This is a genomic window from Nocardia sp. NPDC004123, from assembly GCF_053603795.1.
Genome location: NZ_JBSGGG010000016.1, coordinates 105,084 through 119,379, shown reverse-complemented (window position 1 = coordinate 119,379; position 14,296 = coordinate 105,084). Strand labels below are relative to the sequence as shown.

13 protein-coding genes are annotated in these 14,296 nt (G+C 69.4%); 4 read left to right on the top strand and 9 right to left on the bottom strand.

Annotation, left to right across the window (positions count from 1 at the left end):
- Position 1 precedes the first annotated feature (1 nt).
- Positions 2-643: a hypothetical protein gene (locus ACWEQQ_RS24020; RefSeq protein ID WP_452342541.1), complete on the top strand. Its 642-nt coding sequence runs from the start codon at positions 2-4 to the stop codon at positions 641-643.
- Here ACWEQQ_RS24020 and ACWEQQ_RS24015 read toward each other — a convergent pair whose 3' ends face one another.
- The gene (locus tag ACWEQQ_RS24015) at positions 644-1,921 is read right to left on the bottom strand and encodes an ROK family transcriptional regulator (RefSeq protein WP_452349759.1); all 1,278 of its coding nucleotides are present in this window, start codon (positions 1,919-1,921) and stop codon (positions 644-646) included. It abuts the gene before it with no gap.
- Positions 1,922-1,988: 67 nt separating this feature from the next.
- Between ACWEQQ_RS24015 and ACWEQQ_RS24010 the strand changes: the two genes are divergently transcribed.
- Both ACWEQQ_RS24010 and ACWEQQ_RS24005 read left to right on the top strand, forming a co-directional pair.
- A complete protein-coding gene (locus tag ACWEQQ_RS24010) occupies positions 1,989-3,548 on the top strand; it encodes a carboxylesterase/lipase family protein (protein WP_452349758.1) in 1,560 nt (519 codons plus the stop codon).
- A 64-nt stretch (positions 3,549-3,612) separates the two neighbouring features.
- A complete protein-coding gene (locus ACWEQQ_RS24005; RefSeq protein WP_452349757.1) occupies positions 3,613-4,311 on the top strand; it encodes a hypothetical protein in 699 nt (232 codons plus the stop codon).
- Positions 4,312-4,319: 8 nt separating this feature from the next.
- Here ACWEQQ_RS24005 and ACWEQQ_RS24000 read toward each other — a convergent pair whose 3' ends face one another.
- The 3 genes from ACWEQQ_RS24000 to ACWEQQ_RS23990 form a co-directional block, all read right to left on the bottom strand.
- Complete coding sequence (locus tag ACWEQQ_RS24000; RefSeq protein WP_452342537.1) at positions 4,320-5,372, bottom strand: aminotransferase class V-fold PLP-dependent enzyme; 1,053 nt, start codon at positions 5,370-5,372, stop codon at positions 4,320-4,322.
- Positions 5,373-5,462: 90 nt separating this feature from the next.
- A complete protein-coding gene (locus ACWEQQ_RS23995) occupies positions 5,463-6,965 on the bottom strand; it encodes a flavin-containing monooxygenase (RefSeq protein ID WP_452349756.1) in 1,503 nt (500 codons plus the stop codon).
- Between the two features lie 132 nt (positions 6,966-7,097).
- Entirely contained in the window at positions 7,098-8,108 is a 1,011-nt protein-coding gene (locus ACWEQQ_RS23990) for an AurF N-oxygenase family protein (protein WP_452349755.1), read from the bottom strand.
- Positions 8,109-8,365: 257 nt separating this feature from the next.
- Here ACWEQQ_RS23990 and ACWEQQ_RS23985 point away from each other — a divergent pair, with 257 nt between their 5' ends.
- Positions 8,366-9,076 (top strand): Mut7-C RNAse domain-containing protein, encoded by a 711-nt coding sequence (locus ACWEQQ_RS23985; protein ID WP_452342534.1) that lies wholly within the window; start codon positions 8,366-8,368, stop codon positions 9,074-9,076.
- 78 nt (positions 9,077-9,154) lie between these two features.
- Here ACWEQQ_RS23985 and ACWEQQ_RS23980 read toward each other — a convergent pair whose 3' ends face one another.
- The 5 genes from ACWEQQ_RS23980 to ACWEQQ_RS23960 form a co-directional block, all read right to left on the bottom strand.
- Entirely contained in the window at positions 9,155-9,544 is a 390-nt protein-coding gene (locus ACWEQQ_RS23980; protein WP_452342560.1) for a MarR family winged helix-turn-helix transcriptional regulator, read from the bottom strand.
- A 122-nt stretch (positions 9,545-9,666) separates the two neighbouring features.
- The gene (locus ACWEQQ_RS23975; RefSeq protein ID WP_452349754.1) at positions 9,667-10,671 is read right to left on the bottom strand and encodes a pyridoxal phosphate-dependent aminotransferase; all 1,005 of its coding nucleotides are present in this window, start codon (positions 10,669-10,671) and stop codon (positions 9,667-9,669) included.
- Positions 10,672-10,684: 13 nt separating this feature from the next.
- On the bottom strand, positions 10,685-11,695 hold the full coding sequence (locus tag ACWEQQ_RS23970; RefSeq protein WP_452349753.1) for a 3-oxoacyl-ACP synthase III family protein: 1,011 nt from the start codon (positions 11,693-11,695) through the stop codon (positions 10,685-10,687).
- 2 nt (positions 11,696-11,697) lie between these two features.
- The gene (locus ACWEQQ_RS23965; RefSeq protein ID WP_452349752.1) at positions 11,698-12,357 is read right to left on the bottom strand and encodes an SRPBCC family protein; all 660 of its coding nucleotides are present in this window, start codon (positions 12,355-12,357) and stop codon (positions 11,698-11,700) included.
- The gene (locus ACWEQQ_RS23960; RefSeq protein WP_452349751.1) at positions 12,354-14,102 is read right to left on the bottom strand and encodes a thiamine pyrophosphate-binding protein; all 1,749 of its coding nucleotides are present in this window, start codon (positions 14,100-14,102) and stop codon (positions 12,354-12,356) included. Before ACWEQQ_RS23960 ends, ACWEQQ_RS23965 begins: the two co-directional genes overlap by 4 nt.
- Positions 14,103-14,296 lie beyond the last annotated feature (194 nt).

The following is a 14,296-nucleotide window of genomic DNA, read 5'->3' as shown; positions in this document are numbered from 1 at the left end:
CATGACCACCGATTCCACCCTCCGATGTTCGCGCTGCGGCTGGACCAATGCGCACGATGCCGGCGCCTGCCGGGGCTGCAGGCGGCCGCTCGGGCAAGTCGCGGCGGTGCCGCTGCCGACGGCCGGGTATCGGAGGTCCAGCTTGATCGGCACGATCACCTCGCCGCCGCGACCGATGGAAATGCCTGCGCTGCAGCCCCTGTGGTTCGTGGGCACCGCGGTGGCGCTGGTCGGCGAGGGAATGCTCCCGCTTTCGCGGGCGGCGATGGCGGTGACGGCGGGAGGGGTGGCCGTCACCGCCCTGCTCGTTCACCTGGCGGCCCGGCCCCGGATCGGGCCGCTGGCCCGGCTGGCCGGGCGCTGCGCGCCGGTACGCCGGTACCTCGGGATGCGGGTCGGTATCACCGATGATGCGGGGGCCCACTGGGTTCTGCATTTCCTGCCGCTGTTCGGCACCGACCTGCACCTGGGCGATCCCGCGTTCGCCGACGGCCATGAGAACCGGTTCGGGGAGTTCCGGGCGCTGACCGTCACCAATATCCGCACCGGCAACCGGCATTTCAGCCGCTGGGCGACCGGCTCGATCGCCGCCGCGACCAGCGTGGTGCTGGTCGGGCTGGTGCTCGGGACCGCCCCCGCCTGATCAGGCGCCCGCCCGGGCCGCCGCCGGTAGCGGCGGCACCACCGCGGGGTCGGAAAGAACTGCGCGGCGGGCGAAGCCGAGGGCGCCGGTGAGAATCCCGTTCTCGCCGAGGGCCGCCGGGGTGACCCGCAGGGCCAGGGCGGGCGCGAGGGCCCGGCGACCGGCGAGGCGGGATTCGATGGCCGGGATCAGCCAGCGGAACCAGTCGCTCAGCAGGCCGCCCAGGACCACTTCGTCGGCGTCGAGGAGTGCCGTGATGGACAGGATGGCGGTACTGAGGGCCCGGGCGGCGGTGTCGAGCGCGGCCACCGCGCGCGTGTCGGCCCGGCTCAGCAGGGCCAGCAGTTCAGCCTGAGCGGGCTGCGAACCCTTGCGACGCAACAGTTCCCCGAGTCCGGCGGCCTCGAACACCGCCTCCGGGCCCGCGAAGCAGACCAGGCAGCCGCGGGCGCCGCAGACGCAGGCGGGGCCGTCCATGGCGACCGGGATGTGCCCGGGTTCGCCGGCGATGCCGTGGCTGCCGGTGTGGATGCGGCCGTCGAGGACGACGCCGCCGCCGATCCCGGTGCCGGCCTCGATCAGCACCAGGCCGCGCGAATCATGCCGCAGGGCATGAAATTCGGCCAGGGCGGCCGCATTCGCGTCATTGACCACGTCGATCGCGACGACAGCCGCGGGCAGCCGGGCGGCCACCAGAGCACGCAGGCGGACCGGTTCCATCCAGCCGAAATCCGGTGCTACCACGACGGTTTGCGCCGCGTCGTCGCGCACGGGTCCGGCCATGGCGATCACGACCCGGGCGAGCACCGGCGCGGGGTACGGATCCGAATCCGTTTCGGCGGCGGCGAATCCGGGTAAGGACGCCTCGATGCGGGCGACGACGGCGGCGACGGCGTCTGCCATGGCCTCGGGCGTTCCGGGGGCCAGGTCGTGCGGCACGACTTCGCGGTGCACGACGCCGCCCGCGAGATCGGCGACGGCGACACCGAGATGTTCGGAGGTGATCTGGATCGCGGCCACGGCGGCGCGGCGCGGTTCGAGGCGGAGCGGCCGGCCGGGGCGGCCGCGGGTGCCGGAGCGGAGGACATCGTCCTCACGGAGCAGGCCGCGGTCGGTGAGATCGGCGACGAGGGCGGTGACGGAACCGTGGGCGAGTCCGGTGGCGGCGGCCACGTCGGTGCGGGGACAGGGACCGTGGTCGGCGAGGTGACGCAGGACCAGGCCCAGATTGCGGCGGCGGATGGCGGCGGCATCGGTGGGCGGGGGTGCGGGATCCACGGGTTTGAGACTAGGGTGCCAGTTAATTATTTCAAGTGTTGACGTAAATAATGGATCAGAGGTTGGCATGGCCGCGGAACAGATCGGACGACGGACCCTCCTGCTCGGGGCCGGGGCATTGGCGTTGACCGCTGCCTGCTCCAGTGGGAAATCCGGATCGGACCGGGCACGCGTGGCCGACACCGTCACCACCACCTCGGGGCCCGTCCGCGGCGAGCGCCGCGACACCGGCGTCGCCTTCCTCGGCATCCCCTTCGCCCAGCCGCCGATCGGCGATCTGCGCTTCGCCGCGCCCAAGAGCCCGATCCCCTGGCTGGAGACCCGCGACTGCACGAAGTACGGCCCCACCGCACAGATCAAGCAGCTGTCCGAGGTGACCGCCATCCCGGAGCCCTCCATCCCGGGCGACGGCATCCTCACCGTGAACGTCTTCACCCCGAACCCGGACCGGACCGCGAAACTGCCGGTGCTGGTGTGGATTCACGGCGGCGGCTTCGTGGCGGGCAGCCCCGCCAGCCCGTGGTACGACGGCGCGGCCTTCAATCGCGACGGCGTGGTGCTGGTGTCGGCCGGCTATCGGCTCGGCATCGAGGGCTTCCTGCATCTGGACGACGCCCCCGACAATCGCGGGGTCCTGGACTGGATCGCCGCGCTCACCTGGGTCCGCGACAATATCGGCGCATTCGGCGGCGACCCGGCCCGGGTGACCATCGCGGGCCAGTCCGCCGGCGGTGGCGCGGTGTGGGCGCTGATGAACACCCCGTCCGCGAAAGGCCTGTTCCGCGCGGGCATTTCGGAGTCCGGCGCGGTCACGCAACCCAATGATCGCGCCACCGCGCTGGCCATGTCCGAGCTGTTCGCCGAGCGCACCGGCATGCCCGCCACCGCCGCCGCGCTGCGCGACGTCAGCAAGGTGCGGTTGCAGGACATGGAGGACCGGCTGCGCGCACCCGGTCCGGACAGCACCGCCGCCACCCTGCTCGGCCTGGCTCCCTGGGCGGACGGCACGCTGATCCCCGCGACCAGCGCCGATGTCCTGAAATCCGGTGCGAACCAGGATATTCCGCTGATGATCGGCTTCACCGCGCAGGAGTTCAACGGCGCCTCGCTCAGCGGCGAACAGCCCCCGGTCACCGACGCCACGCTGCCGGCGGCGCTGGGCGCGCTCGGTTTCGGCGCCGCCACCACCGCCGCGTTCGGCCTCGCCTACCCGGGGATGAACGCGAATCAGCTTGCGGGACAGGCGCAGAGCGACGCCGTCATTCGCATGCCGTCCTACCGGGTGGCCGAGATGCGAGCCGGGCGCAACCAGCCGACCTGGCTCTACGAGTTCACCTGGGCCTCGAATGCGCCCAAGTACCAGGGCATGTCGTTCCACTGCCTCGATGTGCCGTTCGCCTTCGACCTGCTGGGGGCGCCGGGCGTGACCGCGGTGGCGGGCGACAATCCGCCGCAATCGCTGGCCGATGCCGTGCACCGGGCGTGGGTGTCGTTCGTCAGCAACGCGGACCCGGGTGGCGGCTGGCCCCGCTACACTCTCGACCGGCGCGAGACCATGATCTGGTCCGATGCTCCGCACGTCCAGTCCGATCCATTCGCCGCACAGCGTCCGATCTGGCTGCGCTGACCCCGGAGGCTACCGTGTAGCGAAAGCCGGAAGCCGTACGCGTCGAGTCGGATAGGTGGTAGGCATGCAGGTGAACCGCTGGATCGCACCGGTCGCGGTGGCCGTGACCCTGGGGCTGTGCGCCGCACCCGCCGCCCACGCCGAACCCGGTGACACGCAGGCCGCGCTCGGCGGCGGCTCCGGTCTGGTCCTGGGCCGCGCCACCAAATGCAGTCTGACCACCATCGGCTACGACGCCGCCGGGCGACTGGTCGGCTTCACCGCCGGCCATTGCGCCAGGACGGGGACCCTGGTGCGCGGCGAGCAGTTCCCCGATGCCGGAGTGATCGGCGTGGTTCGCGACGCCGACCCGCAACTCGACTATGCCGTCATCGAATTCGATCCGGCCGTGGTCACCCCGCTGCGTGCCGTCAACGGCAGCACCATCACCGCCCTCGCCCCGGCACCACCGGCCCTGAGTATCGTCTGCCAGAACGGCCGCACCAGTGGCCATGCCTGCGGCATCGTCTGGGCCTCCAGCCCCGTGGGCTTCCTCGAACAGGCCTGCTCCAGCTACGGCGACTCCGGCGGCCCCGTCACCAACGGCGACCAACTAGTCGGCATGATCTCCGCCCCCTTGATCAGCGACACCCGCGTCATCCGCTTCAGCTGCACCAACGCCGACAACCCGGTCCACACCCCCGTCATCGCCGTAGCCTTCGACACCATCCGCGCCGCCGTCGACGCCGGCAAGGGCGTCGGCAGCGGCTACCAGCCGATCTGACCTCCGGACTACCCGGCGAGCACGTCGAGCGCCCGGTCGATGTCCGCTTCGGTGTTGTAGAAGTGGCAGGCCAGCCGCAGTCGCCCGGCCCGCAGGGCGCCGACGATCCGCGCCTCGCGCACCCGCTCCAGGGTCTGCTCCGGCACCTCGATCGACACGATCGCCGAATTGCCCTCGGGCAGGCCGAGTCCCTTGCGCAGCCGGTCCGCCAGCGCCACATCGTGCCGGTGAATGGCGTCGATACCGACCCCTTCGATCAGCTCCAGGCTCCGCCGCTGCCCGATCCATGCGGGCCACACCGGCCCGACATCGAACCGGCGCGCGTCCTCCGCCAGCCGCAAGGGGCCGTCGTAGACGGTCTCCCAGGGGTTGTACCCCGCGTACCAGCCGGCGGCGACGGGGCTCAGATCATCCAGTGCCGCAGGCGTTCCCGCAAGGAACGCGGTGCCCTTCGGACCGAGCAGCCACTTGTAGCCGACACTCACGACCCAATCGGCCCCGGTATCGCGCACCGGCAGCCAGCCGACGGCCTGGCTCACGTCGAAGAGCACCCGCGTGCCGTGGGCACGGGCGGCGGCCACGGTCGCCGCCACATCCAGCACCGCACCGTCGGCGGACTGCACCAGGGCGGCGGCCACCACATCGTCGCCGGGCCGGATCGCGTCCGGCAGGTCCGCCAGCGGCACGACCCGCACGTTCACGTCGGTCCGGACCAGGAAAGGCCAGAGCACCGAATTGAATTCGTGCTCGGGCACCAGCACGTTGGCGCCCGGCCGGAGGCTCTGCGCCACCAGCCCGACCAGTTGCGAGACCTGCGCGCCGGCCGCCACCTGGGCCGAGTCGAACCCGGTGAGCCGTCCGAACGCGGCCCGGCACGCGTCGACGTGCGCGTCCACGCCGGGGATGTCGAACTCGCCGCGCATGCGCTGTTCCTCGGCCGCGATCACCTCCGCCACAACCGATTTCGGCAGCAGGCCATAACTGGCCGCATTCAGGTAGGTCGTCGTGGGCGCGAACTCCTCACGCACCATGGCCGGGAACGAAGGCGGAGTGGTGGTCATTCCACCATCCTGCGATCCCGCCGGCGGTGTGCGAAAGGGCCAGCGGCCGGATCACTGGCTTGATCGTGCATCCGGCGGCGCGGGAAAGGGTCAGGCGGAACGGGATTCGGCGGGGGTCGGGGTGGACTGGCGGGTGCTGCGGCGGAAGCGCAGGACGCCGTCCTCCAGCGGGGCCTTGCGGAGCATGGCGCGGTCGCGGAAGTAGTTGTTGATGACCTGCCATGGGCCGCGGGTGCCCTGGCGGGGCATGACGCCGTCGCCGCGCTGGATGTAGCCGGAGGTCAGGGCGCCGCCCATGAGGGACGCCTCGGAGCGGTCGCCCTCCTCGGGGATGGCGACGACCTCGGTGAATCCGTTGTCGCGCATGTGGTTCAGCAGGCGGCAGAAGTACTCGGCGGCCAGATCGGCCTTGAGGGTCCAGGAGGCGTTGGTGTAGCCGAGGATCACCATCATGTTCGGGACGGTCCCGAGCAGTGCGCCCTTGTAGGCCACCAGATCCCGGGTGGCGAGCGCCGCGCCGTCCACCTCCAGCTCCGCGCCGCCGAGCATCTGCACGGTGAGACCCGTTGCGCTGACGATGATGTCGGCCTCGAGCTCCTCGCCCGAGGACAGGCGGATGCCCTTCTCGGTGAAGGTCTCGATGGTGTCGGTGACGATGGACGCCTTGCCCTTGCGCAGCACCCGGAACAGATCGCCGTTGGGCACCACGCACAGGCGCTGGTCCCACGGGTTGTAGCTCGGGGTGAAGTGCTTCATGTCGATGTCGGGCCCGACCTGCGCGCGCACCGCGGCCAGCATGAGCTTGGCCGACAACTTGGGGTTGGTGCGCGAGAGCTGGTAGCTGGCCCGCTGCAGCGCGATATTGCGCGCCCGGCCCGCCCGGTACGCAATGGCGGCAGGCACTCTCGCGAACTTGAACCCGACCGCGACCGGGTCGTCGGCGGGCAGCGCGGCGATGTAGGTGGGCGAGCGCTGCAGCATGGTGACGTGCGCGGCGTCATTGCTCATGGCCGGGATGAGCGTGATGGCGGTCGCGCCGCTGCCGATCACGACCACGCGCTTACCGCGATAGTCGAGGTCCTCGGGCCAGTGCTGCGGATGCACGATCTGCCCGCCGAAGTTCTCCTCGCCGGGGAACTGCGGCCGGTAGCCCTTGTCGTAGTCGTAGTAGCCGGTGCAGCCGACCAGGAAGTTGCTGGTGTAGGTCTCGGTCTTGCCGGTGCGCTCGTCGAGCACCTCGACGGTCCACCCGCCCTCGTCGCTGGACCAGGCGGTCTTGGTGACCTTGCGACCGAAGCGAATGTGATCGGTGACGCCGTATTCGGCGGCGGTGTCCTCGATGTACTGGCGGATGTGCGGTCCGTCGGCGAGCACCTTGGTGCCGTGCCAGGGCCGGAAGCCGTAGCCGAAGGTGTACATGTCCGAGTCGGAGCGGATGCCGGGGTACTTGAACAGATCCCAGGTGCCGCCGATGGCGGTCCGGCGCTCCAGGATCAGGTAGCTGCGCCCGGTCTGCTCGCGGGTGAGATGGCAGGCCATGCCGATTCCGGACAGACCCGCCCCGATGATCAGTACGTCGACATGCCGCGTCATTGAGGTTCTCGCTTCTCGTCGCGCCCGGACATCGGCGTCCGGACGCACCGAGTATTACATGTTATTTACGGTAACGTCTACTGTCGCGGGCGGGTGGGGACCGAAGTCCCCGGTCCACGCCCGTCATCCCGGTCAGGCCGCGCGGACCTGACCCGGGCGATCCGGTTCCGATCGGTAGCGGGTGGTCGCGCCGTCGATGCCCAGCGCCTTCCACACCTGCTTGGAGACCGGATTCATCAGCCCGATCTTCTTGGCCAGCGACCGCACGTCACCGAAGAAGCCCGCGAAGGCCTCCTTGGAGTCGGGCAGCCCGAAGAAGACGTCCTTGCGGACCGAGCGCGGAATCCCGAATTCCCGGAAGAACGCGCGCGGCGGGACGAGGATGGCCCGCCCGCCGATCCACAGGACGATCGGGAAGGCCAGCGACAGCACGAATCTGTCGATCGGGTTCGCCTGCGGCACATGATGTTCCAGGAACTCGTGGGCGAAGGAGATGTGCCGGGCCTCCTCGGCGATGTGGATCGCCATGACACCGCGCATGATCGGATGAATATCCTCGCCCGCCCGCAGAATCGCCTTCTGGATGTGGTCGATCGGCTCCTCACCGGAGAGCACCGCCATGAAGAACAGGTTCGGGAAGACCGAGGCGAGCGGCGGCACCAGATAGGTGAGCTGCTTGAGGATCGGATTCATGCCCGGCACATCGATCCCGATGCGGTTCACCATCTCCTGGAACATCAGGGTGTGGTTGCACTCCTCGATGACCTCGTGGGTGCAGTACCGGAACTCCGGTGAGCCATTGGGCAGCTTGAAGGTGTGCTGCACCATGCCGCCGATGAGCAGCGTCTCGAACTGCAGCCCCACCTTGGCGATATTGGCCTGGCGCCACAGCCCGATGGCGATCTTGCGCGCCTCGGATTGCGCCTGGTACCACGGATGCCGGGCGAACATGTCGCCCGAAACCGGCAGGATCCACCGCTTGTCGTCGGTCTTCACCACGAAATCGGGGTGATCCCAGTCGATATCGGTGAACGGATCGAAATTCTTGTCGACCGAGCCCTGCGAGAGCAGCATGAGCTTCTCGGCATACTGCCGGGCGAATGCGACCGCAGGGTCGTCGGCCGTCACGGATGCTGACGACATTGTCAGAGCCTCTCGGGAAGTGACCTAAGTATCTGTTTCCCATCGTTACACCTATGCTGGCAAGGCGTCAACAAGACTCCGCAACCAGCCGGTGTGCAAACAATTGGTCAACTAACTGTTCTCACACCTTTCGACTGTGCTTCAGGCCACTGCACCAGTGAAATTGGTCTCCACTTCACGTTTCTCGCCGCCGAACCGGCCGGCCGGGATCGAAATGGAGTTGCTCGCCGGTGCCCGGTTTCTGGGATCCTGGGCTGGTGAACGCAGGGGAAATCACCGTCGAGTTCGCGCCCGAGCTGCGCGTGTTCGTCGGTCAGCGCGACGGCTCGCCGGTCCGGGTGGACGGCACCTCGACGCTGGGGCATGTGGTGGAGTCATCGGGCGTGCCGCTCACCGAGGTGGGCGCCCTGCTGGTGAACGGGGAACCGGTTGCGGCCGGTCATATTCCACGCGGCGGCGAGAGCGTCACGGTGGCGGCGGTGTCCCGTCCGCAGACCAGCCCCGAACCGCTGCGCTTCCTGCTCGACATCCACCTGGGTACCCTGGCCCGGCGGCTGCGCCTGCTGGGAATCGATGCGGCATACGAGAATCCGGATATCGGCGACGCCGCGCTGGCGGCGCGCTCCGCGGCCGAGCGCCGGGTATTGCTCTCTCGCGATCGCGGCCTGCTGCGCCGCCGCGAAATCTATTCCGGCGCTTACGTTTACAGCCATCAACCGGCGGAGCAGCTGGACGACGTGCTGTCCCGCTTCGCCCCGCGCCTGGCCCCGTGGACCCGCTGCACCTCCTGCAACGGCACGCTGCGCCCCGCCGATCGCGAGACCGTCCGCGACCAGCTGCCCGACAACACGGGTCAGACCTACGACTCCTTCGCCCAGTGCGTCGACTGCGGCCAGACCTACTGGAAGGGCGCGCACCACGCCCGGCTGGACGCCATCGTGGCGGACGCACTGGCCAAATTCGCGTGACCGAAAACACTGCCCGCGTACCCGTCGCCGATCACCGGCGTGGTGACCGGGCGGGGTCGGCGGTCCAGGGATCCGCGGTCAGCGGGCGCGGGCGGCTGCCGCGGCCGCGTCGAGCCGGGCGCCCAGGGCCTTGACCTGATCGCGCAGCGTCTCGATGTCCTCGATCGGGACGCCGACCAGGTCCACCACGGTGCGGATCATCTGTTGTGCGCCGTGCTGGAGGCCGCGGCTGGCGTCGGTGGCGTGCAGCACCACCGCCCGGCCGTCGGTGGCGCTGCGGACACTCTCGACCAGGCCGCGCGACTGCAGTCGCTGGACCAGGGGCGAGAGCGTGCCGTAGTCGAGATGCACCTGTTCACCGAGGTCCTTCATGGTGATGCCGGGCCGTTCCCACAGCGCCAGCAGCACCAGGTACTGCGGGTAGGTCAGGTTCATGTCGTCCAGGAACGGCCGGTAAGCGGCGGTCATGGATCGCGACGTGGAGTACAGCGCGAAGCACAGCTGGGCATTGAGCGACAGCAGTGCGTAGTCGATCTCCTCGTCCGCTCCGGCCCGTTGCCCGTCGGGTGCGGAAGGCGGATGTTCGTGCATTACTGCACTGTACTGCGGACCGTGGCGAGCACGGCGTCGGTGGCCGCGCGATCGCCGACCGTGATGCGGATACCGGTGGGATAGGTCTTGACGTGGATGTCCGCGCCCGCCAACGCGGTTGCCACCCGATCGGCCTCGGCGCCGGACAGGGTGAGGTAGGAGAAGTTGGCGTAGCTGTCGGGAATGCACAGGCCGAGCTCGCGCAGCCCGGCGGTGAGATGAGCGCGTTGCTCGCCCAGCACCGCCACCCGGGCCGCGATCTCGTCCTCCGCCTCGTAGCAGGCCCGCACCGCCACCTCGGCCAGCGCGGTCATGCCGAACGGCAGCTGCCAGCGGGCGACGCGCTCGATGAGCTCCGGCGCACCGAGCGCGTAACCGACCCGCAGGGCCGCGAGGCCGTAGGCCTTCGAAAAGGTGCGCAGCACGAGCAGATTCGGGTGCCGGTCCAGCAGGGCGAAGACATCGATGCGGTCCGCCTCGGCGACGAAATCCACGTAGGCCTCGTCCAGGACGACGGTGACCGCCGCCGGGATCTCGTGCAGGAAGTCCTCGAATTCCCCTGGCGGCACCAGGGTTCCGGTCGGATTGTGCGGACTGCAGACCACCAGCAGCCGGGTCCGCTCGGTCACCGCGGCGGCCAGCGCCGCCAGGTCCTGGCGGCCCGCGCCGGTGAGCGGCACCGTGACCGGCCGCCCACCCGCCATGCTGGTCAGGATGGGGAACCCGTCGAAGGTGGGCGTCGCCATGACGACTTCGGCCGCGCCGGAACCGAATTCCTGGACGATGTGCATGATCACGCCGGTCGCGCCCGCGCCCACCACGATGCGATCGGGGTCGCAGCCGAGCCGGGCGGCGATCAGCCGCGGTAGCCGCTGCGGCAGGAATTCCGGATAGCGATTGGCCGAGGCCAAAGCAGCGCTCAGCGCCTGCTGGACCGAAGGCGGCGGTCCATAGGGAATCTCGTTGAGCTGCAGCCGATGTCCGGCCGTGATCAGCGGACTCATCGCGGCCGGCCCCTCAGCGCCCGCCCCAGCGGACGGCGGCGGCCCCGGCGAAATCGCCCGCGTGCGCGAAGCCCGCGAACATCACCAGCGACCCGGCCGGCACCCGGCCCTCGTCGATCGCCCGGTCGAAGGTGACGGGAATGCCCGCGCCGAACAGGTTTCCGCAGTCGTCGAAGGTGTCCGGGTGTCGTTCGGGCGGCAGCTGCAGGGCGTCGCGCCAGTTGCGCAGGAAGGCGCGGTTGGGCTGATTGGTGACCAGCAGATCCAGCTCCTGCGCGGACACCCCGATGCGACCGCACACCGCATTCGCCACCTCGGGCACCAGCCGGTTGCCGCGCTGCAGCACCTTGGCGATCTTGGATTCGGTGAAACCCACGTGCATCTGGCCGGATCCGGCCTCCCAGTAGCGGCGCGGCGGGTCGGCGATGACGGTCATCTGCCCGGCGAACTCCGGCAGGTGCCGGGTCTCGATATCGAGGATCGGCGAAACACCGGACTTCACCAGCAGTCCCGCGCCCGCGCCGTCGCCCGGAATCGCGGCCTGCGCCTTGCCGCGCACCTGCTCCTGGGTGAAGACCTGGCCCGCGACATTCTGGATGGTCACCACCAGGGCGGAGCGCGCGTCGGAGGAGAGCAGGATCTGGCGGGCCAGCTTCATGCCGTAGACGAAGGACGCGCAGCCGCCGTTGTGCAGATCGATCAGCCACTCCGGCGCGATGCCCAGGCGGGCGGCCACGTCGCCACCGCTGCCCACGATGCCGATATCCGGCAGCTGGGTGTGCACGATGAGAACATCGATGTCGCGCAACGCATCCCGGCCCTGCCGGGCGAGGATCGGGGCTACGGCACGCTCGGCCATGTCGGCGGGCGTCTCACCCGGCGCGACGTGGTGGCGGAACTTGGGGGCCTTGAACATGATGTTGGAAGTGACCTCGTCAGGATCCGCGTACTGCGCGAAATAGTCCGCGGGGACGATGTTCTCGGGCAGGTATCCGGCAACGTCGAGCAGGCTGACAGTGCTCATGGTCAGGCCATCCATTCCGGCTTGATCGGCTGCCCGGCGGCGTGCCGGTGTTCGCAGATCGCTTTGAGATTGCGCAGTTCCAGCAGGTGCCCGGCGGCGAAGAGGTGCCAGAAGTCGCCCACCCAGACCGGGCGGCCCTGCGGCTCGGTCTCGGGATAGCCGTTGTCCTCGTAGAACGGGTGATGGCAATTGGTCCAGGTGACAACGGATCCCGGCTTGTTCAGCACGAGTTGCGCGTCCACGACCCGCATCAGGTAGATCATCCACAGGTGGTCGGCCTGGTCCCAGGCGCAGTGGTAGTCCACGGTGCGGGCGTCGGGGTTGGCGACGGTGCGGGTGTAGATACGGGTGTGCGAGCCGATCCGGTCATCCGACACCCAGATCTCGGGATCGGGGGTGCGCTCGAAACCCCGCATGCTGTAGGTCCATTCGCACAGGCTGCGAGTGTCGGCCAGGTATCCGTACACCTCGTCCGGCGGGGCGGCGATGAATTCGGTGACGGTGCAGTAGTCCCCGTAGATCTCGTCGTGCGGGTACACGGCGCGGGTCATGTCGAGAACCAGCGGCATGCCCTCCTTGAGGGCCATGGTCTCGATGCGGTACACGCCCGGGATATCCAGCTCCGGGACTTCGATCGGCGCGTCGGTGGCGGTCTCGGTCATGCGAGCGACTCCTTCAGGAAGGGGGCGAACGGTGGGATTTCGTCTGGGTCACACTGCAGTTCGATGAACGCGGGCCCCGGCGTGGCCCGCGTCTTGTCCAGTGCGTTCTCGAAGTCGGAGAGCGTGCGCGCGGTCCAGGCGGGCAGCTCGGGAAACATGGCCGCGACACCGGCCCCGATCTCCGCCGCGCGGAACCGGTTGAAGCTGTACTCGCCGGAGTAGAAGACCTGCTCCCGCGTCACGCACATGGCGTGGGCGTTGTTGTTGAACACCACGAAGGTCACCGGCACCTGGTACTCGACAGCCGTGTGCACCTCGTGGCCGTGCATGAAATACGCGCCGTCCCCGGCGATCACCACGGCCCGCCGCCCCCGCCCCAGCGCACACCCGATCCCCGCCCCGAACGAGTACCCCATCCCGCCCATGCCGAGCGCGATGAGGAACCGCCCGTCCTCGGGGACCCGCAGGTAGTGCACGACCGCGGCGCCGGTGTTCCCGGCATCCGCGACCACATCGGTGCCGGGCTCCAGCGCCGCCTCGATGGCCGCGACGGCCGGGCGATATCGCACACCCGGCCCGGACGTGGGCGGGACGGTCAGCTCGTGCGGTGTGCCGGGATTCGATTGCACACCAATCGATTCCGAGGCGACCGCCGCGTCACCGGGCAGCGCCGGGAGAATGGGCAGGACGTCTGATTCCGCCAAGGAGGCACGCAGTTCCCCCAGGGAAGCACCCAGCGGCCCTCGTGCCTCGGCATGGACCGGCACGAACGGCTGTTCCGCTCCCAGGTACACCACGCGCGGACAGCCGGCCAGCGCCGCATCCAATCCGGCTCGTGCGGTCATCGACAGCGGCGCCCCCACCAGCAGGCACAGCTCCGCCGCCGCGACGAGCCCGGCGGCATGGGGGTGCCCCATGACCCCGACGACCCCGGCGAAGCGGTCATCCCGATTCGAGAAGGCATCCTTGGCATCCGGGGTGACCAGCACCGCCGCATCCAGCACCCGCACCACCTCCGCCAGCTCGGCCCGCGCGTCGGCCGCCGCGACCTCGGGTCCGGCGATGACGACCACCCGGCTTCCGGCAGGCACATCGGCAAGCAGCGCCGCGATGTCCGCCGGCGTTTCCGGCGAGCTCGCAATCGGTTCATCCGGGCCCGCGTGAGGAGGTTCGTATCGCAGGCCGGCCGCCAGGGTGGAGCCGCTCGAGATCAGGGTGGCTTGAATGTCCTTGGGGAGCAGTAGGACTGCCGGGCCACCGGACAGTGCGGCCGCGATGGCACGGTCGAGTTCGGCGGAGATGTCCTGGGGCCGAGTGATTTTGACGCAGTGACGGGAGACCGCGCTGAAGATGCGCTCCGCGTCGAGGCGACCGGGGTGGCCGCTGGCGTCCTGGAAGGCGCCGCGACCCTCGAGGGTGGTCGGGGGCTGGCCGACCAGAGCCAGGACCGGGACGCGGGAGTCGAAGGATTCGGTGAGGGCGGCGAGGAGATTCATGGCGCCGCCGCCGGAGGTGGCCGCCACCACGCCGAGGCGGGTGGTGGCGCGGGCGTAGCCGTCCGCCATGGTGGCCGCGCCGAATTCGTGTTTGGCGATGATGCCGGTGAGGCCGGGGTGCCGGTGGAGGGCGTCGTAGAGGTCCTCGATATTGGCGCCGCCCACGCCGAAGACATGGTCGGTGTGTGCCGCGATCCGCTCGGCGATGAGGTCGGCCACGGTTCGGAATTCGGGTTTTCTCTCGAACACGATCCCCCGTTTCACAGTGCCTTGTCCGCGATACATCGCACACAAGGTATCCATTTGAAGTGAGCTCGATCAACGTGTCCCAAGTCACATCGGAGCCGGAAGTTGCTGTTGCGCAGCGTAATTAGCCACGCAAAGACCCCGCCGGGGATGCCTCGGCGGGGTCCCGGTCCGGACGCAGGGGGAGAACCGGACCA

Bases quoted from the DNA above. Each gene is read 5' to 3' on its own strand.
- ACWEQQ_RS24020 (WP_452342541.1), top strand. From the start codon at position 2: ATGACCACCGATTCCACCCTCCGATGTTCGCGCTGCGGCTGGACCAAT.
- ACWEQQ_RS24010 (WP_452349758.1), top strand. From the start codon at position 1,989: ATGGCCGCGGAACAGATCGGACGACGGACCCTCCTGCTCGGGGCCGGG.
- ACWEQQ_RS24005 (WP_452349757.1), top strand. From the start codon at position 3,613: ATGCAGGTGAACCGCTGGATCGCACCGGTCGCGGTGGCCGTGACCCTG.
- ACWEQQ_RS24000 (WP_452342537.1), bottom strand. From the start codon at position 5,372: ATGACCACCACTCCGCCTTCGTTCCCGGCCATGGTGCGTGAGGAGTTC.
- ACWEQQ_RS23995 (WP_452349756.1), bottom strand. From the start codon at position 6,965: ATGACGCGGCATGTCGACGTACTGATCATCGGGGCGGGTCTGTCCGGA.
- ACWEQQ_RS23990 (WP_452349755.1), bottom strand. From the start codon at position 8,108: ATGTCGTCAGCATCCGTGACGGCCGACGACCCTGCGGTCGCATTCGCC.
- ACWEQQ_RS23980 (WP_452342560.1), bottom strand. From the start codon at position 9,544: ATGACCGCCGCTTACCGGCCGTTCCTGGACGACATGAACCTGACCTAC.
- ACWEQQ_RS23975 (WP_452349754.1), bottom strand. From the start codon at position 10,671: ATGAGTCCGCTGATCACGGCCGGACATCGGCTGCAGCTCAACGAGATT.
- ACWEQQ_RS23970 (WP_452349753.1), bottom strand. From the start codon at position 11,695: ATGAGCACTGTCAGCCTGCTCGACGTTGCCGGATACCTGCCCGAGAAC.
- ACWEQQ_RS23965 (WP_452349752.1), bottom strand. From the start codon at position 12,357: ATGACCGAGACCGCCACCGACGCGCCGATCGAAGTCCCGGAGCTGGAT.